The organism is Terrihabitans aquatilis (assembly GCF_052542005.1).
This window is the reverse complement of the sequence record NZ_JBOCUO010000001.1, coordinates 95,663-122,431: the sequence shown is the minus strand read 5'-3', so window position 1 is coordinate 122,431 and position 26,769 is coordinate 95,663. Positions and strand designations below refer to the sequence as shown.

The 26,769-nt window shown below is 63.7% G+C and carries 18 protein-coding genes and 1 tRNA gene; 11 read left to right on the top strand and 8 right to left on the bottom strand.

Features of this window, described 5'->3' with window-relative positions:
• Positions 1-146 precede the first annotated feature (146 nt).
• Both ACQ6S1_RS00595 and ACQ6S1_RS00590 read right to left on the bottom strand, forming a co-directional pair.
• Positions 147-3,221 carry an efflux RND transporter permease subunit gene (locus tag ACQ6S1_RS00595; RefSeq protein ID WP_445039237.1) on the bottom strand — a complete coding sequence of 1,025 codons (3,075 nt, stop codon included), beginning with the start codon at positions 3,219-3,221 and terminating at the stop codon, positions 147-149.
• 2 nt (positions 3,222-3,223) lie between these two features.
• Positions 3,224-4,321, bottom strand: a complete 1,098-nt coding sequence (locus ACQ6S1_RS00590) for an efflux RND transporter periplasmic adaptor subunit (RefSeq protein ID WP_445039236.1) — start codon at positions 4,319-4,321, stop codon at positions 3,224-3,226.
• A 273-nt stretch (positions 4,322-4,594) separates the two neighbouring features.
• On the opposite strand from ACQ6S1_RS00590, the gene ACQ6S1_RS00585 reads away from it, so the two are divergent.
• From ACQ6S1_RS00585 to ACQ6S1_RS00555, 7 genes are all read left to right on the top strand, one after another.
• Positions 4,595-4,668: transfer RNA gene (locus tag ACQ6S1_RS00585), tRNA-Gln, on the top strand.
• Between the two features lie 175 nt (positions 4,669-4,843).
• Positions 4,844-5,866, top strand: coding sequence for an LLM class flavin-dependent oxidoreductase (locus tag ACQ6S1_RS00580; protein ID WP_445039235.1), 1,023 nt, complete (start codon positions 4,844-4,846; stop codon positions 5,864-5,866).
• Positions 5,867-6,243: 377 nt separating this feature from the next.
• Entirely contained in the window at positions 6,244-7,989 is a 1,746-nt protein-coding gene (locus ACQ6S1_RS00575) for a type I secretion system permease/ATPase (protein WP_445039234.1), read from the top strand.
• A 13-nt stretch (positions 7,990-8,002) separates the two neighbouring features.
• Entirely contained in the window at positions 8,003-9,448 is a 1,446-nt protein-coding gene (locus tag ACQ6S1_RS00570) for an HlyD family type I secretion periplasmic adaptor subunit (protein WP_445039233.1), read from the top strand.
• An 18-nt stretch (positions 9,449-9,466) separates the two neighbouring features.
• Positions 9,467-9,736 carry a hypothetical protein gene (locus ACQ6S1_RS00565; protein ID WP_445039232.1) on the top strand — a complete coding sequence of 90 codons (270 nt, stop codon included), beginning with the start codon at positions 9,467-9,469 and terminating at the stop codon, positions 9,734-9,736.
• 575 nt (positions 9,737-10,311) lie between these two features.
• A complete protein-coding gene (locus ACQ6S1_RS00560; protein WP_445039231.1) occupies positions 10,312-13,149 on the top strand; it encodes a coiled-coil domain-containing protein in 2,838 nt (945 codons plus the stop codon).
• A gap of 152 nt (positions 13,150-13,301) precedes the next feature.
• Positions 13,302-14,171, top strand: coding sequence for a MurR/RpiR family transcriptional regulator (locus ACQ6S1_RS00555; RefSeq protein WP_445039230.1), 870 nt, complete (start codon positions 13,302-13,304; stop codon positions 14,169-14,171).
• Positions 14,172-14,180: 9 nt separating this feature from the next.
• Here ACQ6S1_RS00555 and ACQ6S1_RS00550 read toward each other — a convergent pair whose 3' ends face one another.
• A complete protein-coding gene (locus ACQ6S1_RS00550; protein WP_445039229.1) occupies positions 14,181-15,137 on the bottom strand; it encodes a ring-cleaving dioxygenase in 957 nt (318 codons plus the stop codon).
• A 104-nt stretch (positions 15,138-15,241) separates the two neighbouring features.
• The gene (locus ACQ6S1_RS00545; RefSeq protein WP_445039228.1) at positions 15,242-16,138 is read right to left on the bottom strand and encodes a c-type cytochrome; all 897 of its coding nucleotides are present in this window, start codon (positions 16,136-16,138) and stop codon (positions 15,242-15,244) included.
• A gap of 128 nt (positions 16,139-16,266) precedes the next feature.
• Between ACQ6S1_RS00545 and ACQ6S1_RS00540 the strand changes: the two genes are divergently transcribed.
• The 3 genes from ACQ6S1_RS00540 to ACQ6S1_RS00530 are packed head-to-tail and all read left to right on the top strand — an operon-like array spanning position 16,267 to position 21,122.
• The gene (locus ACQ6S1_RS00540) at positions 16,267-16,839 is read left to right on the top strand and encodes a PadR family transcriptional regulator (RefSeq protein ID WP_445039227.1); all 573 of its coding nucleotides are present in this window, start codon (positions 16,267-16,269) and stop codon (positions 16,837-16,839) included.
• 3 nt (positions 16,840-16,842) lie between these two features.
• Positions 16,843-18,000 carry an efflux RND transporter periplasmic adaptor subunit gene (locus ACQ6S1_RS00535; RefSeq protein WP_445039226.1) on the top strand — a complete coding sequence of 386 codons (1,158 nt, stop codon included), beginning with the start codon at positions 16,843-16,845 and terminating at the stop codon, positions 17,998-18,000.
• Positions 17,997-21,122, top strand: coding sequence for an efflux RND transporter permease subunit (locus ACQ6S1_RS00530; RefSeq protein WP_445039225.1), 3,126 nt, complete (start codon positions 17,997-17,999; stop codon positions 21,120-21,122). The genes ACQ6S1_RS00535 and ACQ6S1_RS00530 overlap by 4 nt, the downstream gene beginning before the upstream one ends.
• A gap of 22 nt (positions 21,123-21,144) precedes the next feature.
• Here ACQ6S1_RS00530 and ACQ6S1_RS00525 read toward each other — a convergent pair whose 3' ends face one another.
• The 4 genes from ACQ6S1_RS00525 to ACQ6S1_RS00510 all read right to left on the bottom strand — a co-directional run bounded on the left by ACQ6S1_RS00525 (position 21,145) and on the right by ACQ6S1_RS00510 (position 26,013).
• A complete protein-coding gene (locus ACQ6S1_RS00525) occupies positions 21,145-21,987 on the bottom strand; it encodes a CDP-alcohol phosphatidyltransferase family protein (RefSeq protein WP_445039224.1) in 843 nt (280 codons plus the stop codon).
• Positions 21,984-22,688: a phosphatidylserine decarboxylase gene (locus ACQ6S1_RS00520; RefSeq protein ID WP_445039223.1), complete on the bottom strand. Its 705-nt coding sequence runs from the start codon at positions 22,686-22,688 to the stop codon at positions 21,984-21,986. Before ACQ6S1_RS00520 ends, ACQ6S1_RS00525 begins: the two co-directional genes overlap by 4 nt.
• 100 nt (positions 22,689-22,788) lie before the next feature.
• On the bottom strand, positions 22,789-24,786 hold the full coding sequence (locus tag ACQ6S1_RS00515; protein ID WP_445039222.1) for an ABCB family ABC transporter ATP-binding protein/permease: 1,998 nt from the start codon (positions 24,784-24,786) through the stop codon (positions 22,789-22,791).
• A gap of 75 nt (positions 24,787-24,861) precedes the next feature.
• Positions 24,862-26,013, bottom strand: a complete 1,152-nt coding sequence (locus tag ACQ6S1_RS00510) for a LysM peptidoglycan-binding domain-containing protein (RefSeq protein WP_445039221.1) — start codon at positions 26,011-26,013, stop codon at positions 24,862-24,864.
• A 138-nt stretch (positions 26,014-26,151) separates the two neighbouring features.
• On the opposite strand from ACQ6S1_RS00510, the gene ACQ6S1_RS00505 reads away from it, so the two are divergent.
• Positions 26,152-26,769: an LOG family protein gene (locus ACQ6S1_RS00505; protein WP_445039220.1), complete on the top strand. Its 618-nt coding sequence runs from the start codon at positions 26,152-26,154 to the stop codon at positions 26,767-26,769.

The following is a 26,769-nucleotide window of genomic DNA, read 5'->3' as shown; positions in this document are numbered from 1 at the left end:
GCTGCGAGCGGGTTTAGGGTGTTCAGCGACCGCATTGCTGGAGAGTGTGTCTGAAGAGACACGCAGGGCGGGCCCTGCCCAAGTCTTGGGTGTCGAAAACCTGGGCTGTTCGCACATTTACTAGGCAAGTAACTTCCAGAGCTCGACTATTCGGCCGGTTGTGCCGCCAGACTATCCACGGGCGTGGAGACCTCATGCCGCTTCCCGAGGAAGGAATACGCGACGGGCACGATGAGAAGCGTCAGAATCGTTCCGAGCGACACGCCGCCGACAATAACCCATCCGATCTGCTGCCGGCTTTCCGCACCGGCGCCCGAGGCCAGCGCGAGCGGGATCGCACCGAGAACCATGGCGCCCGTCGTCATCAGGATAGGACGCAGGCGCAGCGCCGCAGCCTCCACGACCGCCTCAATGCGCTCGCGGCCCATTTCCTGTTGTTGATTGGCGAATTCGACGATCAGGATACCGTGCTTCGTAATCAGCCCGACCAATGTCACCAGCCCGATCTGGGAAAAGATGTTGAGTGTGCCGCCTGCGAAATAAAGCGCAGCCAGAGCGCCCGTAAGAGACAGCGGCACCGTGAGCAGAATGATGAAGGGATCGACAAAGCTCTCGAATTGCGCGGCGAGCACCAGATAGATGAACAGGATCGCCAGCACGAACACGAGGATGATACTCTGGTTCGATTGCAGGAATTCGCGGCTCTGACCGGAATAATCCTTCTGGACGGTCGCGGGGAGCACATTCGAGGCCTGGGCCTCCACCTCGGCCAGCGCATCGCCCAAAGTGACCCCCGGCGCCAGATTTGCGGAGATCGTGGCCGCGCGAAGCTGATTGAAGCGCCGCAGTTCACGGGGAGCCAGCGATTCGCGCACCTGCACGATGTTCGACAGCTGGATCATCTCGCCCTTCGATGAGCGCAGATAGATGGTGGACAAGGTCTGTGGCGATGCCCTGTCCTCCGCGGCCAGCTGGACGATGACGTCATATTGCTCGCCATCCCGCTCGAAGCGCGTCACCTGACGACCGCCGAGCAGAGATTCGAGCGTGCGCCCGGCCGTCGACACGTCGATACCGAGATCGGCCACCTTCTGGCGGTCGATGGACAATTGCAGCTCCGGCTTGTTGAGTACGAGGTCGCTCTCGACGTTTTCAAGCAAGGCCGAACCTGACAGCGCCTCCACCAGGCGATCCGCGATTTCGCGCAGGTCCTCATAGGTGCCGGAACTCTGAACGACGAAATTGACCGGCTTGCCGCCCAGCCCACCGCCCCCGCCCAGAGAGGGCGGATTGGTGGCGAAGGCGTCCATGCCCACGATCGACCTCAAATCGCCTTGAACCTCTTCCCGGATCTCCTGCTGCTTGCGAGTGCGCTCTTCCCAGTCCTTCAGCAGGAAGATGCCGAACATGTTCGTCACCTCCGGCGAGCCGGAATTGATCGTGTAGAAACGTGCCTCGGGAATTCCGGCAAGGATCTTTCCGGCCTGATCGGCATAGCGCGTGGTGTATCCGATCGTGGCGCCTTCCGGGCCCCGGCCGAACACCCGGAGAACACCGCGATCCTCCACCGGCGCCGTCTCCGACGACAATTGAGTGAAGAAATAGCCGCTGGCGCCCGCGACGATGACACCGAAGAGGATAACCACGAACCGCATGGAGAGCGCGCCGCGCAGAAGACGCCGGTAGCCGTTCGTCATGCCCTCGAAGAAGCGTTCCAACAGCATGTAGACGCGGCCATGGCTGTCCTGATGCTTGAGCAGCTTGGAACACATCATGGGCGTCAAGGTCACCGCCACGAAGCCCGAGATCAGCACCGCGCCGGCCAGCGTCAGCGCGAATTCCAGGAACAGACGCCCGGTGCGTCCCTCCGCGAAGGCGATCGGAGCGTAAACCGCCGCCAAAGTGATCGTCATCGCGACGACAGCGAAGAAGATCTCGCGTGAGCCCTTCATCGCCGCCTCAAACGGCTTCATCCCCTCCTCGACGTAGCGATAGACATTCTCCAGCACGACGATGGCGTCATCGACAACCAAGCCGATGGCCAGCACCATGGCCAGCAGCGTGAGCGTGTTGATGGTGAAGCCCATCGCATACATCAGCGCGAACGTGGTGATGAGCGAGACCGGGATCGTGACCACGGGAATGATCGACGCCCGCATGGAGCGCAGGAAGAAGAATATGACCAGCACGACCAGCACAACGGCCTCGGCGATGGTGGTAAACACCGCCTTGATCGACCGGTCGATGAACACCGCGCTGTCGTAACCAACTTCCGCGGACATGCCTTCTGGCAGACTGTTTCTCAGATCCGGCAGCATTTGCTGAGCGGCGTTCGACACGTCCAGCGGGTTGGCAGTCGCCTGTTTGATGACGCCCACCGTGATCGCGTTCTGACCGTTCAGCTTGCTCGATCGCCGCTCATCGGCGGCTCCGAGCTCGACGCGCGCCACGTCGCGCATCTTCACCTGATAGCCATCCGCCAGCTTGACGACGATGTCCTCGAATTGCTGCGGCGTGACCAGACCCGTGCGCGAGAGCACGTTGAATTCCCGGTCCGAGCTTTCGATGCGGCCGGAGGGTATCTCCACATTCTGTGCCGAGAGCGCGGCCTCGACGTCCTGTACCGTCAGATCGTAGGCGGCGAGCCGATCACGATCCACCCAGATCCGCATGGCGTAGAGACGCTCGCCATAGATCTGGACATCGGCCACGCCCGTCAGGTTCTTGAGGCGATCCACGACATAGCGGCTGACATAATCCGAAATTTCCAGCGGCGACATGCGATCGCTGGTGAAGGACATGAACAGAACGGGCTGCGCATCCGCCTCGACCTTCGACACCGTCGGCTCATCGACTTCGTCCGGCAGGCGGCGGCGAACGCGCGATACGCGATCGCGCACGTCGCTTGCCGCGACATCGGGATCGACGTCGAGATGGAAGCGGATGGTGATGCGGCTGGTTTCGGAACGGCTCTGCGATTCGATGGTGTCGATGCCGGCAATGCCTGCGATCGAGCCCTCCAGCACCTGCGTGACCTGGGTCTCGACGATCTCGGCGGAGGCGCCGGTATACGTCGTCTGCACGGAGACGACCGGTTCGTCGATATTGGGATATTCACGCACCGTCAGCCGGTCATAGGCCACCACGCCGATCAGCAGCAGGAACAGGCTCATCACCGTCGCGAAGACGGGACGGCGAATGCAGAGCTCCGAGATACCCATGGTCAGACAGGACCTGCGGTGTCGATGACCTCAACGGAGGCGCCGTTTTTCAAACGTGCCTGCCCGGCCGTCACGACCATGATCTCGGGTTTTAGCCCCTCCAGGATCTCGACGGAGCCGGCCCAGCGGCGCCCCAACGTGACGCGCGCCTCTTCAGCCTTGCCGCCCTGGATCATGTAGACGATCGTCTCGTTGCCGCGCGGCACCACCGCGCCTTCCGGTATCGTCACAACGTCGCCGCGCGCCGCGCCGCGCACCTTCACGCGGGCAAACAGGCCCGGACGCAGACGTCCATCCTCATTGGCAACGCGCGCCCGTATGCGGATTGCCCGGCCGTTCACGTCGACCTGGGGATCGATGGCGTAGATCGATCCCTCGAAGGTTTCACCGGGAAAGGCGTCGGCCGTTATCTCGACCTTCATGCCGACGGATACGTCGCGAAGATTGATCTCGGGCAGGCGAAAATCGAGCTTCAGAGCGTCGATCTTTTCGAGATTGACCAGGGCCTGTCCGATCTGGGCATAAGCTCCCGGCGAGACAGCACGCAGGCCGACAACGCCGTCGAACGGGGCGCGGATCTCTGTCTTTTCCAGACGAACTTTCGCGAGTTCGATCGTGGCGGCCGATGTCGCCAATGCAGCCTTCGCTTCATCCAATGCCCGGGTCGTGCCGGCGCCCGAGCGCGAGAGCGTGGAGGCGCGTTGGAAATTGGCCTGCGCCAGAACCTGGCCTGCCTCGGCTTCGGTGACCTCGGCGCGAGCGAGCGCGTCATCGAGCTTCACCAAGACATCGCCGGCCTTCACCGTCTGGCCTTCCTGGAACTGAAGCGCGGCCACCCTGCCCGCGACCTCGGCGGCAACGCTGACGGATTCGTCGGATGTCAGAGTGCCGACCGAGAGGAATTCCGCGACCGCAGGCACGCTCTTCGATGTCGCGACCTCAACCGGGGACGGGCGTCGTGAGGATTCCGTTGCGGGGGCGGCGTTGGCCTGCGCAGCGACCTGGCCGGACATGGGGGCCCGGTCCTGCCAGCGCATGGCCGCATAGCCGCCCGCACCTGCCAGAAGAAGGGCCGTGAGAGCGATGAAAGACTTGCGCATGCAAGGGTCCTGCCTAGCCATATCAATCTGAATGAACCGCGGGCACAGAGCAATGGCGCCCCGCAGCAATCACCGAACCTTGTTCCCACGCATTCGGTGACAGCACATTAACGTCCCGCACCGGGAGGCCCTGCGCGCCATCCGGCATATTTTTCGACGTGGGTTTCAGCGGCCGGTTTTCCCTTGCGATCCGCAATGTGGCACTTGCAAAGCGTGAAACGGGCGGCTATGTCCCTCGCACCGATCGGCGGCCCGCTCCTGCAGGCAGCCTGTTGGGGGATAGTTCAACGGTAGAACCGCGGACTCTGACTCCGTTAATCCTGGTTCGAATCCAGGTCCCCCAGCCAACACAATCCTTCGAAATCGTCATTTCCTTCTCGCCTCGGGCCGTTAGCTCTCCGGCTCACAGGCGATCGCGGCCGCGTCACGGGCATCCATGCACAAACGCCCGTGCAAGGAAGATCGACCTTTCTTCGCCATCGCGCGTATTCTTCACGGATCATATTTCTGCGCGGCAGGCCCATGAAGAAGATCGGTTTTCTGTCTTTCGGACACTGGAATCCCTCGCCCCATTCCCAGACCCGCTCGGCGGGCGATGCGCTTCTGCAATCCCTCGATCTTGCGATTGCGGCCGAGGAACTGGGAGCGGATGGCGCGTATTTCCGGGTGCATCATTTCGCCCGGCAGCTTGCCTCGCCCTTCCCGCTGCTTGCGGCCGTCGGCGCCCGGACGAAACGCATCGACATCGGCACTGCCGTCATCGATATGCGCTACGAGAACCCGCTCTACATGGCCGAAGATGCCGGCGCGGCGGATCTGATCGCCGGCGGGCGGCTGCAACTCGGCATCAGCCGTGGGTCGCCGGAACAGGTCATCGATGGCTGGCGGCATTTCGGCTACGTACCGGCCGAAGGGCAAACGGAAGCGGACATGGCCCGCGACCATGCCGAAAGATTCCTCGACATGTTGCGTGGCGAAGGATTCGCGCAGCCCAATCCGCGCCCGATGTTTCCCAACCCTCCAGGGTTACTGCGCGTCGAGCCCTATTCCGAGGGTTTGCGCGAACGCATCTGGTGGGGTGCCAGTTCGAACGCCACGGCGGTGTGGGCGGCGAGGTTGGGCATGAACCTCCAGAGTTCCACGCTCAAGAACGACGAAACAGGCCTCCCCTTCCACGTGCAGCAGGCCGACCAGATCCGAGCCTATCGCGAGGCCTGGAAGGCGGCCGGCCATGAGCGGGAACCGCGCATTTCGGTAAGCCGCAGCATCTTCGCCCTGATGGACGACCGCGACCGGGCCTATTTCGGCCGAAGCAATCAGGGTGAGGATTCAATCGGGTTCATCGACGACCAGACGCGCGCCATCTTCGGCCGAAGTTACGCCGCCGAGCCCGATGTGCTTGCCCGCGAATTGGCAAGCGACGAGGCCATCAAGGAGGCCGACACCCTGCTTCTGACGGTGCCGAACCAGTTGGGTGTCGAATACAATGCCCATGTCATCGAGGCGATCCTGACCCACGTCGCCCCGGCTCTCGGCTGGCGCTGAGAGCCAAGACCCCGAACAAAGGGCGCGCGGGGCATCTCGCGTGCTGCATTGGACTGTGTCCGATCGGGCGATAGAGCGCGCGCCCTTTTCCGGAACATCTGCAGCCGTCGACGCGCGCAGGGCGCGTCCGGTTCCGTTCCCGACCAGCGATCTTCTGAAGGCTTTACCGAATTCTTGGATCGGCGCGGCGCAAAGGCGTGTGCCGGCGCGCTCGCCTTTTGAGAGATAAAAATACGATAGCAACCTAGTGTTGTATTTTTTAGGCGGATCGGCCAAAATATCGGCAGTTTCCGGACATCGGCCTGCGCTCAAACCCAGACATTCTTGTTCAAGTTGCCGGACGCGATCCAACCAATTGCTGCAGGGCCACCCGTCGAATGAATTCCTCCCGCCCTCTCAATACATCGCCCTCCGTATCCTTGGACGGCACAATAAAGAAGCTGAAGATCAATATTATATGGGTAATTGTATTTAGCTTTTTTATTAATTCTCTTCTTTTCGTAGGTCCGCTGTACATGCTGCAGGTCTACGATCGCGTTTTGACCAGCCGCAGCGAAATGACCCTCCTGATGATCACCCTGATCGCGGTGATGATGCTTCTGGTCTACGCCGCGCTGGAAGCCGTCCGGTCGCGCGTTTTGGTGCGGACGGGCGCACGGTTCGACCAGCTCCTCGCCAGACAGCTGTTCCACATCGCCTTCCGCAGCCACATCAATCGCTCCACCGATAATCCGGGCCAATTGCTCAAGGATCTCGACAGTCTTCGGGAGTTTCTTTCAGGCGGCGCCATCATTGCCATGTGCGATGCACCCTGGGTGCCGATCTTCCTTCTGATCTGCTTCATCCTGCATCCGCTTCTCGGATTCGTGGCACTGTTCGGCGCCATCGCCATCTTCGTGCTGGCGCTGATGAATGAGCTGACGACCCGCCGGAACCTGAACGAGGCCGGCTCCGCCACGCGCGCAGCCAATCATTACATTTCGTCGACGCTGCGGAACGCCGAAACCGTCCATGCGCTCGGCATGATGGGCGCCGTCCTGCATCGCTGGATGGACGTTCACGCCCGCGCGCTCGGCTATCAGGCCAAAGCGAGCGACCGGGCCGGGGCGATCCTCGCAATGTCGAAGTTCACCCGCATGGTTTTGCAGGTCGCGATATTGGGGGTCGGCGCCTATCTCGTGCTCGAGATCGAGGTCACACCCGGCGTGATGGTGGCCACCTCCATCATGATGGGCCGCGCCCTGTCGCCGGTGGAGGCGCTTGTCGGCCAGTGGAAATCGCTGATCAACACACGCGGCGCCTACCACAGGGTGAAGCAGATCCTGGAGACTGCGCCGGGGCTGGATGTCTCCATGTCGCTGCCCGCTCCGCAGGGCCGGGTGACGTTTGAACAGGTGTCCGTGGCCCCACCGGGCGGGCGGGCGCCGACGCTGCGAGGCGTCAGCCTCGACATCCAGCCAGGTGAGGCCGTTGGAATCATCGGGCCATCGGGTGCAGGGAAATCGACACTGGCGCGCGCGGTGGTCGGGGTGTGGCCCACCATTTCGGGTCAGGTCCGGATCGATGGCTCCGACGTGCGGACCTGGAACCCGGACGAATTGGGACGCCATCTCGGCTATCTGCCGCAGGACGTCGAGCTTTTCGCAGGCACCGTCGCGGAGAACATCGCCCGGCTGGGCAAGGTCGATTCCGAAATGGTGGTAAGGGCCGCGCAGGAAGCGGGCGTGCACGACGTCATCCTCAAACTTCCCGAGGGGTACAACACGCTTCTCGGTGAGAACGGCATCGGCCTTTCGGGTGGCCAGCGGCAGCGCATCGCGCTTGCCCGTGCGCTCTACGGCGACCCCAGGATCATCGTTCTGGACGAGCCGAACGCGAGCCTGGACCACGAAGGCGAAATGGCCCTGACCGACGCCATCGGACGGATGCGCGACCGAGGACGCACGGTGATCGTCGTCAGCCATCGCACGACCCTCCTGTCAGCCATCGAGAAGCTGGCGGTGTTCGCGGGCGGCACGCTCACGCTCTACGGCCCCAAGGACGCGGTGCTGAACCACATGAACAAATCTCCCGTCAGCCTGACCCAGGCGCGCGGGCAGATTTCGCCCCTGAAACCAGCCTGATCGCGAGACGACGATGATGCGGCTTCTGACGCAAAAGGCATCGGCCATCTCCGTTCCCGCAGCCCGGGAAGAGGTGGCGAAGATCCCGGACCGGCTGATCGAACTCAGCTCCCATCTCGTTACCCGGCTGGGGCAACTGGCCGAGCCCGAACAGGGCGATGCGCCCACCGCGCCCACGAGCATTCGCGGGCCGGTGGTCGTTGGCTCGGCGATCGTGTTCGTCGCATTTTTCGGGTTCGGGCTCTGGGCGGCCATCGCTCCGCTGGCCGGCGCGGTTGCCGCCTCAGCCACGCTTGCGGTCGAGGGCCAGCGCCGGGCCGTGCAGCATCTGGAGGGCGGTATCGTGCGCCAGATCGCGGTGCACGAAGGCGATCTCGTCAATCAGGGCGACGTGCTGATACGCCTCGACCGGATCGCGCCCACTGCGCAGGTTCAGCGCCTGCGGACGCAGCTCGACATGCAGACCGCGCTGCAATCACGCCTTCTGGCCGAGCGATCGGGCGCGCTGATGCTGACGTTCCCGCCGGAATTGTTGCAGCGCGCGGCGAACGATGCGGATGTCGCGGCCATCCTGCAGGGCCAACGCCAGCAATTCGACGAACGCCGCGCCACGTTGCAGGGCCAAATTGCCATCCTGCATCAGCGCATCAAGCAGCTTCAGTCGCAGGTCCGGGGCCACGAGCAGCAGCAGGTGGCGAATTCTTCGCAGGTACGGCTGTTGCAGGACGAACTCGGCGCCCTGCTCCCGCTGCTGGAGCGCGGCCTGGTGTCCAAGCCGAGGGTGTTCGTGCTTCAGCGCGAGGTCGCCCGCCTCGAGGGCATCATGGCGACCACCGGCACCTCCATCGCCGTGGCGCAGCAATCCATCGGCGAGGCGGAGCTTCAGATCACGCACACACGTCAGCAGAGGCTGGACGAGGTGACGGTGATGCTGCGCGAGGCTGAGGCGCAGATCGCCGATCTCGGGCAGCAATACCATGTGGCTCAGGACATCATGAAGCGCCTGGATATCACGGCGCCTCAGACGGGCGTGGTGCAGAACGTGCGCGTGACGACGGAGGGCGGCGTCATCTCTCCCGGCGAGACCCTGATGGAGATCGCACCCTCGTCCGACAAGCTGCTGATCCAGGCGCGGGTCTCGCCCAACGACGTCTCGCACGTCTCGGTCGGCCAGGAAGCCGAAGTCCGTTTCATCGGCCTCGATCTGCGCCGCACGCCGGAGATCATCGGCACCGTCATCACGCTCTCCGGGGATCGGCTGGTCGATCAGGCCACCGGCACCCCCTATTTCCTCGCCCAAGTCCAGACCGGGCCGGCCGAGATGGAGAAGCTTGCGGGCCAGCGTATCCACGCCGGCATGCCCGCCGAGGTCTTCATCCAGACGGGGAAGCGCACGCTTCTCCAATATCTTACCAAGCCGCTGACCGACGCCGTCGCACGCGGCCTGAACGAGCGCTAACCCAGCAAGGAAGAGACCATGACCTACAAGGATTCGATCCTGCCGCCGCAGGATAATGAGCGCGTGGACCGGCTGATGCGCGATGTGTTCACGCCGCATCTGCAGAAGGCGCTTGAAGAGGCCCGCTCTATGGACGCCCCCTTCAACGAATTGCTCAGCGCGTCGGCCATGTCTTACGCGACCATGCTGGAAATGACGCTCGGCAAGCCGGCGGCGTGCGGCATTCTGCGGCAACTGGCCACTCATTTGGAGCTGACCGATCGAACCGCGCCGTCTCCGGCCAATTAATGCCTCTTTAAATTGCACACGGGACCGGAGGGGCGGCGAATACGCTCCTCCGAAAGCCGCCAAAGACCTGTTGCCAAAAGCGCACAGAAAAAGCAGCCAAGACCGACTCATCAACCTTTGGTTGTATGATTCTGACAGTCGCAGCAGAGATTTAGCCACCCTCGCTCTTTCGGATTGCATATTTTTTTATCTGTCAATGAATCTTTGGTTGAGTGCTCATAATTTTTCTCTTGTCCGGTATGGCCTGCCTGCATCAAATGCAACCTGCTCGCATAAGTTGCGCGCATCGACCTCTTTAGGGCGAAGACATCTATCGAGCTTCTGTTGCGTGGCAGGGGCGGGGCTAATCAACGATTAGGGGAATAACCATGAGCGTGGTCACCTTTGACGCCGCATTTTACCTTGAGCAGAACGCCGATGTGGCCGCCGCCGTCGCGGCCGGCGATTATCCGGACGCCTACGCTCATTATCAGCGGTGGGGCCGTCAGGAAGGGCGCGATCCGAACGCCTATTTCGACACCTCCTATTATCTCGAGAACAACCCCGACGTTGCGGCTGCGCTGATCACCGGCGAAGTGACGAGCGCCTTCGACCATTTCGTGCAGTACGGCCAGCTCGAAGGTGCGACCCGCACGCCGAACGCTGATTTCGTCGACTTCGACGAAGCCGCCTATCTCTCCAACAACCCCGACATCGCTGCCGCGGTTGCCGCCGGCGATTACGTGGACGGCTTCCACCACTTCGTTCAGTGGGGACATCTGGAGAACCGCGTCGGCGCTCCGAACTACGACCCCGGCACTGATCCGATCGATCCGACCATCGAGGCTGTCGCGATCTTCCAGCAGGCCGTCGCCGCGCGCGATGCTTTCGTGGAAGAGAATGGCGATGCCGATGCTCTCCAGGCGGCCCTCACCCAGGCCCGCGCCGCGCTTGCTGCTGATCGCGCTTCGGAAGGCTCAGACCGCCGGCTTCAGGCCAATCTCGGCGATGCGCAGGATCGCCTTGCCGCGGCTGAAGCTGCCGTCGCCGCCAATCCCGACCTCGCCGCAGCCGGCCAGGAACTCATTGCCGCCCGTGCAGCGCTGACCGCTGCGCAGGAAGCGCTGCAGGCCGACCAGACCGCGAACGGTACTCCTGCCGAGCTCGCCACCGCTCTGGCGGATGCACAGGCTGAAGTGACGGCCCGCACGGCGCTGGAAGAAGCCGTGACCGACGCCGAGGCGGATGTCGCCGACGACGTCACTGCCAACGGCACGACCGCCGAGCTTCAGCAGGATCTGTCGGACGCCCAGGCAGCTGTCGAGGCCCGCGAAGAACTGCGGGACGACGTCGATGCGGCCGACGCCGCGCTTGCGGCCGATGTCTCCACCAATGGCTCGACCCAAGAGCTGAACGACGCCGTTACCGACGCGCAGGCTGCGCTGGATGCTCGTCAGGATCTTCTTGAGGCTGTCGAGGATGCGCAGACGGCTCTCACCGCTGACATCAATGCCGATGGCACGACCGCAGAGCTTCAGCAAACAATCGCCGACGTTGAATCTGCGCTTCAGACCCGCGGCGCGCTGGAAGGCGATCTTGCATCGGCGCAGAATGCACTCAACGCCGACATTTCCGCGAACGGCTCGAACGACGACCTCGACGACGACCTTGCAGCTGCTCAGACCACTCTGAGCAACCGCGTTACGTTGGAAACCGCAGCGACCAACGCCAACCTCGCGCTCCAGCAGGACATTGGCGCCAATGGTCCCACCACAGCGCTAAATGCGGCCGTGACCGCAGCGCAGGCTGAGATCACTCAACGCGCAGATCTCCGGGACAACGTTGCTAACGCTCAGCAGGCACTGGACGATTTCAATGCTGAGGCGGCTGCTGTTGAGAATGCGATTATCCAGATTAACCTTGGCAACCTAAGTGTTGTTGGTACCCTGATTGATGCTTTAGCTGACCTGAATATATCGATTAACCTGCCACTTCTTCTCGACGATCCAGTCCTTTACCTCTCTACCAACGGAGAAGCGATCGAAGAAGATATCGCGGAAGACCGCGCCGAATTGCAAGCCGATGTGGATGCCGCTCAGACGGCCCTCGACGCCGACATTGCCGCGGATGGCACCGATGCTGAACTTAACCAGGATTTGGATGACGCACTGTCTGAGGTAGCGGCCCGCACCGCTTTGGAGCAGGCGTCTGCCAGTGCCAACACGGCTCTCCAGACCGACATCGCGACGAACGGAACAACTCAGGCTCTCCAGCTTGCCGTTTCGACCGCTCAGGCGGACATCGACAATCGCGATGCTCTCGATCAGGCTGTCGCAGATGCCCAAGCTGCCCTGACGGCTGACGTTCTGGAAAATGGCTCCAACAGCGACCTCCAGCAGGATCTGTTGGCCGCTCAACTAGATCTCGACGAACGCACAACTCTCGAAAACAATCTCGGCGACGCTCAGCTGGCCCTCGCCGCCGATGTGAGTGCCAACGGCACCAATGCGGAGCTCGCGGCAGAACTCACGGAAGCTCAGGCGGCCGTGACGGCCCGTACCGCGCTTGAAACCGCTCTGGCGGACGCCCAGACGGCGCTTCAGACCGACATCACGACCAACGGTTCGGATGCCGACCTCGCCGACGCCGTCGGTGACGCCCAGGATGCCTTGGACGCCCGCGCGGCTCTGGAACAGGCCGTCACCGATGCCGAGGCTGCACTTGCCACGGATGTTGCCGCGAATGGCACCACCGAGGAGCTCAACCAGGCCGTGACGGATGCCCAGGCCGCCGTCGATACCCGCGCCGATCTGGTGGCGGATGTCGATGAGGCCCAGGACGACGTGGACACCATCCTCGTCGACAATCCTGAGCTCGGGGAACTCGACGATGCAATCGAGGCCGTGGCCGACGCCGAGGGCGCCATCGCAATCCGCGAACAGCTGATCCAGGACGTCGCCGACGCCCAGGGCGATATCAGCCAGCTCGTGGCGCTTCAGCAGGCGGTCGATGACGCCGAGACCACCCTCGCCGACCTCGGCGTGGATGCGATCGAAGTCATCGATGCGAGCACGGAGTTCGCGACCGACGGCAACGACCTGTTCGTCTTCACCGATCAGAGCAGCACGATCACCGGCTTCGGTGCCGCGGGTCAGGACGCCCTGTTCATTGGTCCGAACTACACCGCCGTCAACATCGGTGCGGACGTGAACCTCGGCAACGGCAATGTCGGCAATGTCGCCGGGCTGGAAGTGTTCATCCAGGACACCGGCAACGACACGGTTCTCTACTTCGAGAACCAGACGTTCGCCGGCAATGCGGGTGACGCGAACCGCTTCACGACCGTGACGCTGGCCGGCGTGGACGCTGAAGACATCTCCGTCGATGCCAACGGCTTCCTGCGCTTCAACGCGGAACTCGACCAGGTCGCCTGATAGCTCCCAAACTGCCACGCAACGGCCCCGTCTTCTCACGAAGGCGGGGCTTTTTCATTGTCTCGGAGGTCCCGTGGATTTCCCGACCTCGATCCGGAATTTCCTGAAACAGATGTTGCGGAATCTGCACCATCGGCCCTAAATCGGTCCTCATGGCCGACAGTTTTTCCAGCCTTGTCGACAAGATCCGATCCCGCTTCGTGGACCTCAGCCCGCAGCAGCGCATTGCGGCGGCGTTCGTTCTGAAACGGCCCGAGGATGTCGCCATCGTCTCCATGCGCACCCTCGCCTCCCATGCCGGCGTACAGCCCGTGACCTTCGTGCGCCTTGCGCGCACGCTCGGGTTTTCCGCCTGGGAGGATTTCAAGGAGCCGTTCGTCGAGCGGATGCGGGTGGCCCCGGCGCTCTATTCCGATCGCGCACGGCGGCTGTCGGACATCGACCCCGGCGAGCTGCACCGCAGCCACCTCAAGACACTGGAGGCCACGCAGGGCCTGAACGATGCCGCCGTGTTCGCGGCGGCGGCGGAAGCGTTCGAGCGCGCGCATAACGTATTTGTGGCCGGTTTCCGGGCCTGTTTCGGGCCGGCCCATGCCTTCGCTTATGTCTACCGCCTGTTCCGACCCGATGTGGTGCTCCTGTCCGGCATGGGCGGTAGCCTGGAGGCCGAGCTTCGCGCCGTGGACGAGGAAGACGTGGTCGTCATCATGGGTTTCCGGCCCTATTCGCGCGAAAGCGTGATCGTAGCCGAACACGCCGCACGGCGCGGGGCCACCCTCATCGCCATCGCCGACAGCCCACTGGCGCCGTTCGCGCGCGAAGCCAAGATCGTACTGACCTTCTCCACCGAGGGGCCGAGCTTCTTTCCGTCGCTCGTCTCGGCCTGGGCCATCGCCGAGCAATTGCTCGACGTCATTGTGGCGCGCGGAGGGGAAGCTGTGCTCGAACGGCTAAAATCCGCCGAGGCACAGCTTCAAGCCTTGGGAGTATTCGTCCCCGCCTATGACGCCTCCGAGGGCTGAGCGCGGCCGCTAGATCGGCTTGAGTCCCGCCTCGATTTCCGCGCGTCGCGGCTCGAGGAAAGGCGGCAGAGCGAGCCGTTCGCCGAGACTTTCCAGCGGCTCGTCCGCCGTGAAGCCCGGCCCATCGGTCGCGAGTTCGAACAGCACGCCGCTCGGCTCGCGAAAGTAGAACGAGCGGAAATAATAGCGCTCCACCTCGCCGGAATTCGGCAGCCGCGTCTCGCCGGCGATGCGTTCGGCCCAGGCGGTGAGCTGTTCGGCATCGCCGACGTTGAAGGCCACATGGTGGACGCCGCCGGCACCGGCCTTCACGCGCGGCAGATCAGGCTGCACCGCAACGTGAAGCTCAGCATCCGGGCCACCCTCGCCCATCTCGCAGACGTGGACCTGATGGATCGCGGTGTCGGGGTGGGCATAGCTGCCCTTTCGCCGCATGTTCAGGACGCCGGTCAGAAGGGGTTCGGTGCGGGCCAGATCCGGAACGCTGATGGTGACCGGCCCGAGACCCCGGATCTGATGCACGGGCGGAACCGGGCTGCGATCCCACGGATGGGCCTCGCCTCGACCGCCATCCTCCACGAGGACGAGGCGCTGCCCTTCCGGATCGGCAAAAGCCAAAGCCGGGCGGCCGGCCTGCTCGAATGCGCGGGCACCAATCCCTTCCCCGTTCAGCCGCTCCTTCCAATAGGCCAAGGCATCCCGCCCCGCGACACGCAGGGAGATATGGGTGATCGAGTGCGTGCCGGGATGCTCCCGTGCGGCGTGTGGGATGTCGAAGAAGGTGAGATCGGTGCCCGGACTGGCGAGCCCGTCGGCGTAGAACACATGGTAGGACGATACGTCATCCTGATTGACGGTCTTCTTCACCAGCCGCATGCCGAGGATGCGGGTGTAGAAATCCATGTTGTCGGCAATGGTCGCCGTGATGGCCGATACATGATGAAGGCCGCGAAGATTCTGGGCCATGATCCTGTTCCTCACCGGAGCCATTCCGGTTCACAGCGAATCTGGCAAGCGCGCGGGCCCGTAACCAGCCCCTGAACTGCACGCGCTTCATGCATCCGTGCAATCTATTGGCGGTCGACCGGCGGCAGGCTCTTCACATAGACCGCAATGGCGCGCCGGTCTTCCTCGGACAGCCGGGCTGTGTTGCGAACGACGCGCGCCATCTCGCCTCCCACCACATCGCCTTCCGGGGTCGAACCGTCTTCCAGCAGGAACGCGATGTCGTCTTCCGTCCAGTCGCCAATGCCGCCGCGCCCGGAGGTGATGTTGGGCCCGCCGATACCGCCTCCAAAACGGCGATCCTCGATCAGCCCTCCGGCAACAGTCCGCGGGGTGTGGCATTCGCCGCAATGCCCGAGCGCTTCCACCAGATAGGCGCCCCGGTTCCAAGCCTCGCCCCGCGCGGGATCTGCGGGCACTTTCTCGTCGCCCAGATAAAGCCGCTTCCAAAGGCCGACGCCGCGACGAACAAGGGCGAGGTTCAGCGGAAAATCATGACCCGGCGATGTATCCGAGGCGGCTGGAAGCGTCTGCATATAGGCGAAGAGATCGCGCGCATCGGCCGGTGTGATGTTGCGGTAGGAGACGTAGGGGAAGGCCGGATAATAATGCTGCCCCTGCGGCGACGTGCCGGCCACGAGTGCCGTGACGAATTGCTCTTGCGTCCAGCCGCCGATGCCGTGCTCCGGATCGGGTGAGATGTTGGGCGCCGTGAATGTGCCGAACGGGCTCTTCAGCCTCAAGCCGCCGCCGAGCGCCAGTGGATCCTGCCCGCCCGGTATTGCATGGCAGGAACCGCAGCCGCCGGCGTAGAAAATACGCGCCCCATTCGCCACGTCGCCCGGACCGTCGAGCACGGCGGACACGTCAATTCGCGCCGGCGTCGTCAGCGCCCAGAACGCGGTGCCGCCAGCCAATGTGATCGCGATCAGAGCCAGCGAAAAAGGACGGGCGCGCATCATCAAATCTCCCGGCCACACGCTAGCACGCACAGGCACTTAGTAAGGCTTTCGGCCCTAATCTTCACCAGGTGTTGAAGTCCCATATATCGATCCGATATATGTGCGGCGGATATAGGAGCTGCCCCAGCGTGAATGTACAGACCGTGTGCCTCGCCCTACTCGCCCACGGCGAAGCCTCCGGCTACGACCTCAAGAGGCGGTGGACGGAGGGTCCCTTCGACCATTTCGTCGAGGCGAGCTTCGGTTCGATCTATCCGGCGCTGGCGCGACTGGAACAGCAGGGCTTCGTCACGGTCCGCACGGAAAGTCAGACGGGCAAGCCCGCCCGCAAGGTATATTCGCTGACGGAGACCGGCCGGAAAGCCTTCGTCGAGGCGCTGAGTGCGCCTCCGGAGCCGGACGTCTACCGCTCGTCCTTCGCTCTGATCGCGCTGTGTGCGCCCTTCCTGCCCCGCGAGGTGATAGCAGGCGCCATAGACACCCGCATCGCGCAGCAGCGCGGGCAGTTGGCCGAGCTTGAAGCGGTGCGCCCTGAGTGCAGCTATCCGCCGATCAAATGGCTGCTCGAATGGGGCATCCGGCATTTCTCCGCCGATCTGGCACATGTCGAGGCCTACCGATCGGAACTTGAAACGCTGAGCGATACCGGCACGCCCGGCCTCAGCATCGACGTCTCTCCCGCACCCAGCAAGGGGCATTGATCGATGCGTTGGCGCTTGTTCGTTCGTCCCCTGCTGGTCGTCGGCCTGGCATTCGTGCCCTTGGCCCAGCAGGGCGGGGCTGCCGAGGAGCCGGCGGCAGCAAACGCGGAGCGGCGGCCGCCGGCCGTGACCGTGGCCCGGGCCGAGCGCCGGGAAATCGCCGAAGAGGTCAATGTTTCCGGCACGCTTGTGGCGCGCGAGGAGGTGCTTGTCGCACCTGAAATCGAGAGCGTGGCCGTGACCGAGATCCTTGTGGAGGAAGGTGACCGCGTGGAGAAAGGCCAAGTGCTGGCCCGTCTGTCCCGCACCTCGCTCGACGCCGAGGCCGCACAAGTCGCGGCCAACATCGCCCAGGCGCGCGCCCAGATCGCGGAAACTGAGGCTGCCGTGCAGGAGACCCGGCAGGCGCTCGAACGCAGCACCACCCTGCGCCGCAGCGGCACGGCGAGTGCGCAGCAATACGATCAGGCGCTTTCCGCCTCACAGACCGCCGAGGCGCGCCTCAACGCCGCTCGGGAAAATCTCAAAGTGGTGGAAGCCCAGAAGCAATTGCTCGACGTGCGGCTGGCACACACGGAAATCCGCGCCCCGACTTCCGGCATCATCAGCCGCCGCACGCTTCGGCTGGGGGCAATCGCGTCCATGGCCGCCGATCCTTCGTTCCGGATCATCGAGAACGGCGATATCGAGCTGGAGGCCGAAGTGGTCGACGCCACCTTGGCCCGTTTCGAAAAGGGGCAGCCCGTGCGCGTGACGCCGTCGGGAGTGGCGCAGGCCCTGCCCGGCAAGATTCGGCTGATCTCGGCCGAAGTGAGCCCCACCACTCGTCTCGGACGGGTGCGCGTGGCGTTGAACGACAGCGGACGCGCCATCGTGGGCACTTTCGCGTCCGGAATCGTCGAGATCGGCCGCAGCACCACCATCACTCTGCCCCTTTCCGCCGTCACGGTCGCGCGCGGCAAAAGCACGGTGCAGGCGCTCGCGGGAGAGAAGGTCGTCACCAAAGAGGTGACGACAGGGCTGAGGTCCGCCACCCATATCGAGATCGTGTCGGGCCTTTCCGAAAACGAGATGGTGGTGGCCAGGGCCGGGTCGTTCCTGCGCGATGGCGATGTCGTCACGCCGGTTGAGCTGCAAAGCGGAGAGGACGCGCCTCGATGAGGCTGAACATTTCGGCGGCATCGATCCGCCGTCCCATTCCCGGCCTCGTCTTGTTCGTCGTGCTGACGGTGCTCGGCCTTTTCGCGTTTCGCGACCTGCCGGTCACACGCTTTCCGAACATCGACGTGCCGATCGTCTCGATCAACGTCACGGAAGCGGGCGCGGCCCCGTCCGAGCTGGAATCGCAGGTCACCAAGCAGATCGAGGATGCTGTCGCCAATCTGGTGGGCGTGAAGCATGTCCGCTCGACGATTTCGGACGGCCTGTCCTCGACGTTGATCGAGTTCCACCTCGAAACCAACACTGACCGCGCCGTCAACGACGTCAAGGACGCCATCGCCAAAATCCGCGCGGAGTTGCCGCGCACCATCGACGAGCCCGTGGTCGAGCGTCTCGATGTCGAGGGGCAGTCGATCGTCTCGTTCGCCGCAACCTCACCCGGAATGACGCTCGAGGAATTGTCGTGGCACGTCGATGACGTTGTGAAGCGGCAATTGCAGGGGCTGAGCGGTGTCGGCCGCGTCGAGCGCATCGGCGGCGTCAACCGCGAGATCAAGGTGGAGCTCGATCCCGACCGGCTCCGGGCGCTCGGCGTCACCGCCGCCGACGTCAACCGGCAGGTGCGCGCGCTCAACATCGATCTGGCCGGCGGGCGCAGCGATATCGGCGGGCAGGAACAATCGATCCGCACGCTGGCCAATGCGCGGACCGTGACGGATCTCTCGGAGCTGAAGATTTCGCTGCTGAACGGCAGGCAGATAAGGCTGTCCGAACTTGGCACGGTGACGGACGGGGCTGAAGAATCCCGCTCGTTCGCGCGTCTCGACGGCGCGCCCGTGGTGTCGCTCAGCGTCTATCGCAGCAAGGGCGCGAGCGACGTCGAGGTCGCGCGGGCGGTCGACCAGCGGCTGGCGGAAATGACCGCTGCAAATCCGGATGTGACGTTCTCGAAGATCGACGATTCCGTCGAATACACCGAGGGCAATTACGAATCCGCCATGCACACCCTGCTGGAAGGCGCGTTGCTCGCCATTGTGGTGGTGTTCCTGTTCCTCCGCGACATCCGCGCGACACTCATCGCCGCCGTCGCTCTGCCCCTGTCGGTCATCCCCACGTTCTTCGTGATCGACATGATGGGATTCTCGCTGAACCTCATCAGCCTTCTCGCCATCACGCTGGTGACCGGAATTCTGGTCGATGACGCGATCGTCGAGATCGAGAACATCGTTCGCCATATGCGTATGGGCAAGTCGCCCTATCGCGCCGCGATGGAAGCGGCCGACGAGATCGGGCTCGCTGTCATCGCCATCACCTTCACGATCATCGCGGTGTTCGCCCCCGTCAGCTTCATGGGCGGCATTGCCGGGCAGTATTTCAAGCAGTTCGGCCTGACGGTGGCGGTCGCCGTCTTCATCTCGCTGCTTGTCGCGCGCCTCATCACGCCTCTGATGGCGGCCTATTTTCTGCGCCCGCACAAGCACGTGGAGGAGCGCGACGGCTGGCTGATGCGCAAATATACGGGCGCGCTGAAGGTGTCGCTGCGCCATCGCTGGTTGACCCTGTTCGCGGGCCTCGGGCTGTTCGCCGTCTCCATCTGGAGCGCGGGCCTGCTTCCCACCGGCTTCATGCCGAACGAGGACGCGGCGCGCATCGTGGTGTCGGCCGAACTGCCCCCGGGTTCCACGCTCACGGATACCGAGAAGGCCACCGACGCCATCACGGAGAAACTCAGAGCATTGCCGGAGGTGATGTCGGTGTTCGTGCTCGGCGGCACCACGCCAACGGGGTCGCTCGAAGTGCGCAAGAGCGCCATCATCGTGCGCCTCACGCCGAAGAATACTCGCCAGCTGACCCAGAAGGATCTGGAGGTCCGCGTTTCACAAATCGTGAGCGAGATCCCCGATCTGCGCGCCTTCTACGTCAACGAGCGTGGCGAGCGGGAATTGTCGGTCACGCTGACCGGCAGCAACGCCGAAGATCTCGCGCGCGGTTCGGAGATGCTGGAAACCGGCATGCGCCGGATTGCAACCTTCATCAACGTGGCGCCCGCGACGGGGCTGAGCCGGCCGGAATTGCTGATCCAGCCGCAGCTCGACCGAGCGGCCGATCTCGGCATCACCACCGACACGATTTCCGAGACGATCCGGGTCGCCACGATCGGTGACGTGGATTCCAATCTGCCGAAGTTGAACACCGGCGAACGGCTGGTGCCCATCCGCGTGCAATTGCGCGAGAACGCCCGCGCCGAATCCGGTGTGCTGCAAACGCTGGCGGTGCCGATCGCCGATGGCGGCTCGGTCCCGCTCGCGGCCGTCGCCAATATCTCATTCGGCGAGGGCCCCTCCTCCATCGAGCGCTACGACCGCCAACGCCGCATCGCGCTGGGCGCCGACCTCACCGGCGGCATGCAATTGGGCCAGGCGGTGGAAGCCGTGCTCGCTCTGCCGGAAGCCCGCGACCTACCGAAGGGCGTGACCATCGTCCAGAGCGCGGACACCGAGATCATGAACGAGGTGTTCGGCGGCTTTGCCATGGCCATGGGCATGGGCATCATGATGGTGCTGGGCGTGCTCGTCCTGCTGTTCGGCGGCGTGTTCCAGCCCTTCACCATCCTGGCCTCGTTGCCGCTGGCCGTGGGCGGCGTCATCATTGCGCTGCTTCTCAGCGGCGATGCGATCTCCATGCCCGTCGTGATCGGCATCCTGATGCTGATGGGCATCGTGACGAAGAACGCCATCATGCTGGTGGATTTCGCCATCGAGGCGGAGCGCCATGGCGCACATCGCGACGAGGCCATCATCGACGCCGGCCGCAAGCGCGCGCGTCCCATCATCATGACCACGATCGCCATGATCGCGGGCATGGTGCCATCCGCGCTGGGCATCGGACAGGGCGGCGAATTCCGCTCTCCCATGGCCATTGCCGTGATCGGCGGCCTGGCCGCATCGACGGCGCTGTCGCTGATGTTCGTGCCGAGTTTCTATACGATCATGGATGATCTCGGCCGCTTTATGGGCCGCGTGTTCGGGCGCTTCCTGGGGCCGACAGAGGATCTGGACCAACCCGCGCCTTCTCACACGAACGACCGGCCGGGGCCACATCTCGCCGAGGCCGCCGAATGAGGCGGCCCCGGAAAGGCTTCCGCTAGGCGGCGTCGGGATCGCCGTTCGACACGGGGCCATGGTCTCGCGACAGGCGCCTATAGCTCGCGAACGCGATCGGAAGCGTGATGAGATAGGCGAAGGCGACCAGGCTCAGCATTTCCCATGTGTAACTGACGAGCAAAGCCGTCAGCAGAACGATGGCCACGAAGACCGGGGCCACCATGTCGCGCCGCACGCGCGCGGTTGATTTCTTGAACGACCAGGTCGGCAATTGGCTGACCATCAGCAGCGCGACAACCACGCAATAGACGAGCGACACGGAAGCGCTCACGACCGGCAGATCGATCGAGCCGAGATGGCCGAGATAGATCGGCAACATCACCAGAAGCGCGCCCATCGGCGCCGGAACTCCGACGAAAAAGTCCTGTGCGAAGGCTGGCTTCGGCACTTCCAGCGCCACGTTGAAGCGCGCGAGGCGCAGCGCTGCAGCCACGGCGAAGACGATGGAGCCGGCCCATCCCACCGATTGCAGATCGTGCAGCGTCCAGATGTAGAGAAGGACGGCGGGCACCACACCGAAATTGACGAAATCGCACAGGCTGTCGAGCTCCGCGCCGAACCGGGACGTGCCTTTCAGCAAACGCGCCAGCCGGCCGTCGAGTGCGTCCAGAACCGCCGCCGCAACCACGGCATAGACCGCAAGCTCCATCCGGCCTTCCATGCCCATGCGGATGGCGGTGAGACCGATGCAGATCGCGAGCAACGTGATAAGGTTGGGAATGAGCACGCGGATCGGCACCGGGCCAATGCTGCGCATCTTCGGCGCGGACGCCTCTTCCGTGCCATCGTCCTGATCGTGCATCATGCCGGGACCCTCGATCATTCGCTGCGGAAGCCGACGCGCGCCGGCGCGCCCAGAAGGTCGGCGATCACGGTTTCTCCACCCACCGCAGTCTGGCCGACCGAGGCGAAAACACTCGATCCGGCGGGCAGGTAAACATCGAGCCGCGAGCCGAACCGGATGAGCCCAAAGCGTGCGCCCGGCAAAGCGTGATCGCCCTCCTCCGTCCAGCAGACAATGCGCCGCGCGATGAGCCCTGCGATCTGAACCACAGCCACCTGTCCGGCCAAACCGTCGATGACGAGGCCATTGCGCTCATTATCCTCGCTCGCCTTGTCGAGATCGGCGTTGAGGAACTTCCCGGGGCGATAGGCCACCCGGCTGACGGTGCCGCTGATGGGTACGCGGTTCACATGGACGTTGAAGATCGACAGGAAAATCGAGATGCGCTGGCGCGGCTCGGGACCGAGTCCCAGTTCAAGCGGCGGCACGGCATAATCGACGGCCGTGACGAGCCCGTCGGCCGGCGACACGACGAGACGGTCCTCCGTGGGCGTGACGCGGATCGGATCGCGGAAGAAATAGGTCACGTAGACCGTCAGGATCAGGCCGATCCAGCCGAGGGGCTGCCATAGCAGCATCAGGACAATCGCCAGGGCAAAGGCAATCGCGATGAACGGATAGCCCTCCCGGTGAATCGGAGGAATGAACTTACGGATCGAGTCGAATACGGACGAAAGCATTGTGGCCTCACGCGGAGGCCAGCGGGATAGCACATATGCGCGCTGCGGTTACAGGCCTATCGACCCCGCAGGGAAAACCCTTTCCTTCAAATATGCTCTATCAAACGGTCGACGCAGCCACCGCGACGACCGGCGGCTTGTCGAAATCGTCTTCGGCAATCGTGCTTTCGGCATCCTCTTCGTCGATGAAGTCGCCATCCTCTCCGGTGCGCGCGAGAAGTTCGCGGGCCTGATCGGCCTCGCGCTGGCGCGCCCACATTCCGGCGTAGAGGCCATTGCGCTCCAGCAGGTCCGCATGGGTACCGCGCTCCACCACCTGACCAGCCGCAAGCACGATGATCTCGTCGGCGTTGATGATGGTCGAGAGGCGATGCGCGATTACCAAAGTCGTGCGCCCGCGCGAGACGCTTTCCAGCGCCGCCTGAATCTCCTGCTCGGTGTAGCTGTCGAGCGCGGAGGTCGCCTCATCCAGAATAAGGATCGGCGGGCTTTTCAGAATGGTGCGGGCGATGGCGACACGCTGCTTCTCGCCGCCCGACAGTTTCAGGCCGCGCTCGCCCACCTCGGTGTCGTAGCCCTTGGGAAGCGCCGCGATAAAGCCGTCGATCTGAGCCATGGCGGCGGCGGCCTCGATCTCGGCATCGCTCGCATCCCATCGCCCGTAGCGGATGTTGTAGCGGATGGTGTCATTGAACAGCACCGTGTCCTGCGGGACCATGCCGATGGCATCGCGCAGGCTCGCCTGCGTCACGTCACGGACGTCCTGCCCGTCGATCGTCACACGCCCATCGGTGACGTCGTAAAAACGGAACAGCAATCGGGAGATGGTGGATTTGCCGGCGCCGGATGCGCCGACGATCGCGACCGTCTTGCCGGCGGGCACCTCGAAAGAAACGCCTCTCAGGATCTTGCGGTCGGGATCGTAGGAGAAGCGCACATCTTCGAAACGGATCGCACCACCCCTCACCTCCAGCGGCGTGGCGTGCGGCTTGTCCTCGACCTCGACGTCCTCTCCGAGCAGTCGGAACATGGCCTCGAGGTCGGTCACCGCCTGCTTGATCTCGCGGTAGACCCAACCCATGAAATTCAGCGGCTGATAGAGCTGGATCATCATGGCGTTGATGAACACGAAGTCGCCGACACTGTTGCGGCCGGCGCGCACATCGAGCGCGGCCATGCCCATGCAGATCGCCAGCCCCAGGCTGAAGATCACCGCCTGCCCGGCGTTCAACCAGGACAACGAGGTGTAGGTCTTGACCGCCGCGGCCTCGTAACCGGCCATGGAGCGGTCGAAACGCCGAGCTTCGCGCTCCTCGTTGCCGAAATATTTGACGGTCTCGTAATTCAGCAGGCTGTCGATGGCCTTGGAATTTGCGTCGGTATCCTGCTCGTTGAGGACACGGCGGATGCCCAGGCGCCATTCGCTGGCCACGTAGGTGAACCAGAAATAGACGACGAGCGTCGCAAGCACGACAAGCACGTAGCGCCAGTCGAACTGGTAGGCCAGGATGCCGAATACGAGCAGAAGCTCGATGATCGTGGGCGCCACCGTCAGCAGCGCGGTTCGCGTCAGCGTTTCGATTGCGGTGCGGCCGCGCTCGACCACGCGGGACAGGCCGCCCGTGCGGCGGCGCAGGTGAAACCGCAGGCTCAGGCGATGGACGTGCTGGAAGACGCGCAGGGCCAGCCGACGCACCGCGTGCATGACAACGGCGGCCGTCAGCGCATCGCGGATCTGCGCCAGGACCACCATCATCACGCGGCCCAGACCGTACAGTGCGACAAGCGCGACCGGGCCCGCAAAGACCATCGCCAACCATGTGCCGTCATCGACCGGCGTTCCCGCCGGCGCCGTCAAAGCATCCGTTGCCCATTTGAAGGCGTATGGAACGGAAACGGTGATGAGCTTGGTGAGGACCAGCAGGACGAAGGCAATGGCGATGCGCGCCTTCAGGTCCGGGCGGTCGCCCGGCCACATGAAGGGCTGCAGATCGCGCATCGCACGGAAGAATCCTGCGCCCTCGGCATCAACCCGACGCGGCGCGAAAGCAGCGGACTGGCCGCGCGGCGACGCAGCCGCGGGCGTGGTTGAGGTCATGGGATGGGATCTTCCGTGAAAGCCAGATGGGACCTCATATAGGTTGCCCGACGGCAGCCTGCGAGGCGTGTGTCCTCAAGAACGAGGCGGCATCACAAAGATCTGGCCCGGATAGATGCGGTTGGGATCGCGAATCTGCCCGGAATTGGCCTCGTAGATCGAGGAATAGCGAACGCCGTAACCATAGGTCTGGCGGGAGATGCGCCACAGATTGTCGCCGCGCTTCACTTCGAAGGTCTCGAGCGCCTTCACCACCGGGTTTGCCGAGGCGGCCTCGGTGGCGGCGGTCTCGGCTGTGACGCCGCTCGGGGCGGTTTGTGTGGAAGCCTGAGAGGACGCGGCGGCAAGAGCTGCGGATGCGATGGGACCTGTCGCGAACGGCACTTCCGAACGCGCGATGACCTCGCCCTTGTCGTCCACCTGGTCGGCGCGGATCGCATAATTGCCGGCATCGAGCCCCTGCTCCACCGTCAGGCTCCAGCGATTGTCCTTGCCGATGGTCGCCTCGGCCAGAACCTGACCGTTCAGGTAGATGCGCGCCCGGCCATCCGCCGGCCCGCTGCCCTGCACGAAGAGCCGACCGTTTTCCGCTTCCACGGCCTCGATCCGCAATTGGGGCGCGGCGGCCGGTGTCGCGGCCTGTTGCTTCGCCTCGTCGAGGCTGGCGACGCGATTTTCCAGATCGGTGGCGGCGTCCGGCTTGGTCGAACCGGACTGGAGCACCTGCGAAGGCTTTCCCGCTTCCCCTGCGACGACGAGCACCTCGCCGCCGGGATGATTGGGCACGGACACCGCAACCGACTTCGCCGACAATGTTCCCGCGGCCCGCAGCGTCAATTCGTGGCTGCCGGACGCGAGAGGCGGCGGTGACATCACGAACTCGCCGGCATCGTTCGCCTTGGTGCGATCGACCACATTGCCATTCGCGAGCAGTTCAACATCCGCACCTGGCTCGGCCCGGCCGGCCACAAGGGTCTGACCATCCGGCTCGACGCGCGCAATGTCGAAACTTGGAACGGCTGCGGAAGGTTTGGGTGGCACAGCCGAGGACTGATTCGGCGAAGGCGTGGTGGGCGGAGCGGAACCCTGCCCCGGAGCGGGTGCCGAAGGACCCGCAGGCGGCACCGCCGGGCTTGTTCTTGTCGTGTCTTGAAGACGCGCCAATATGGTGATCACGACGGTGATCGCGATGACGATCGCAAGAATGACGATACGGCGCGGGTTCATTTGTCAGTCTTCCTTCGAATTCACACTTTGTTCATTCAACGCGCGACCGCAACCCTTCTCTTTCACAATCATCAGCCATCATGCTTGCGTTGTGCCGGCGCGATTGTGCGGATCGCTTCGCGGCACTGAGGACACATCATGCAATTGATCAAGTCTGTTTGCGTCTATTGCGGCTCGGGCCTTGGCCGAGATCCCCGGCATGAGGAAGCAGCCCGCGTTCTGGGGCGTATCTTCGCCGAGAACAATATCGAACTCGTCTACGGCGGCGGCGGCAACGGCCTGATGGGCACCGTGGCCCGCAGCGTGATCGAACATGGCGGCCGCGTCGTGGGCATCATTCCGGAGTTTCTGGTCCGGCGCGAAGCCATGCTGGAGAGCGTCAACGAGCACATCGTGGTCGATGACATGCACACCCGCAAACGCCTGATGTTCGAGCGTTCCGACGCCTTCGTTGCCCTGCCCGGCGGTGTGGGAACGCTGGAGGAATTGGTGGAGCAGCTCACCTGGGCGCAGCTCGGCCGCCACCACAAGCCCATCATCATCGCGAACATCAACGATTATTGGGCACCGCTGCTGGCGATGTTCGAGCACATGACGGCCCACGCCTTTATCCGCGAAAGCCTCTGGGTGCCTTATCACGTGGTGAACGATGTCGAGAGCATCGTGACGGTGATGGAGCAGGCCGCCGAGGACGTTCTGGACTCTGGCAAGCGCCCCAAGAAGAGCGTGGCCGAAACGCCATTGGAGAAGATGTGA

What these genes read in the sequence shown, in the direction of transcription:
- ACQ6S1_RS00595 (WP_445039237.1), bottom strand. Translation starts at nt 3,221, where the DNA reads ATGGGTATCTCGGAGCTCTGCATTCGCCGTCCCGTCTTCGCGACGGTG.
- ACQ6S1_RS00590 (WP_445039236.1), bottom strand. Translation starts at nt 4,321, where the DNA reads ATGCGCAAGTCTTTCATCGCTCTCACGGCCCTTCTTCTGGCAGGTGCG.
- ACQ6S1_RS00580 (WP_445039235.1), top strand. Translation starts at nt 4,844, where the DNA reads ATGAAGAAGATCGGTTTTCTGTCTTTCGGACACTGGAATCCCTCGCCC.
- ACQ6S1_RS00575 (WP_445039234.1), top strand. Translation starts at nt 6,244, where the DNA reads ATGAATTCCTCCCGCCCTCTCAATACATCGCCCTCCGTATCCTTGGAC.
- ACQ6S1_RS00570 (WP_445039233.1), top strand. Translation starts at nt 8,003, where the DNA reads ATGATGCGGCTTCTGACGCAAAAGGCATCGGCCATCTCCGTTCCCGCA.
- ACQ6S1_RS00565 (WP_445039232.1), top strand. Translation starts at nt 9,467, where the DNA reads ATGACCTACAAGGATTCGATCCTGCCGCCGCAGGATAATGAGCGCGTG.
- ACQ6S1_RS00555 (WP_445039230.1), top strand. Translation starts at nt 13,302, where the DNA reads ATGGCCGACAGTTTTTCCAGCCTTGTCGACAAGATCCGATCCCGCTTC.
- ACQ6S1_RS00550 (WP_445039229.1), bottom strand. Translation starts at nt 15,137, where the DNA reads ATGGCCCAGAATCTTCGCGGCCTTCATCATGTATCGGCCATCACGGCG.
- ACQ6S1_RS00545 (WP_445039228.1), bottom strand. Translation starts at nt 16,138, where the DNA reads ATGATGCGCGCCCGTCCTTTTTCGCTGGCTCTGATCGCGATCACATTG.
- ACQ6S1_RS00535 (WP_445039226.1), top strand. Translation starts at nt 16,843, where the DNA reads ATGCGTTGGCGCTTGTTCGTTCGTCCCCTGCTGGTCGTCGGCCTGGCA.
- ACQ6S1_RS00530 (WP_445039225.1), top strand. Translation starts at nt 17,997, where the DNA reads ATGAGGCTGAACATTTCGGCGGCATCGATCCGCCGTCCCATTCCCGGC.
- ACQ6S1_RS00525 (WP_445039224.1), bottom strand. Translation starts at nt 21,987, where the DNA reads ATGATCGAGGGTCCCGGCATGATGCACGATCAGGACGATGGCACGGAA.
- ACQ6S1_RS00520 (WP_445039223.1), bottom strand. Translation starts at nt 22,688, where the DNA reads ATGCTTTCGTCCGTATTCGACTCGATCCGTAAGTTCATTCCTCCGATT.
- ACQ6S1_RS00515 (WP_445039222.1), bottom strand. Translation starts at nt 24,786, where the DNA reads ATGACCTCAACCACGCCCGCGGCTGCGTCGCCGCGCGGCCAGTCCGCT.
- ACQ6S1_RS00510 (WP_445039221.1), bottom strand. Translation starts at nt 26,013, where the DNA reads ATGAACCCGCGCCGTATCGTCATTCTTGCGATCGTCATCGCGATCACC.
- ACQ6S1_RS00505 (WP_445039220.1), top strand. Translation starts at nt 26,152, where the DNA reads ATGCAATTGATCAAGTCTGTTTGCGTCTATTGCGGCTCGGGCCTTGGC.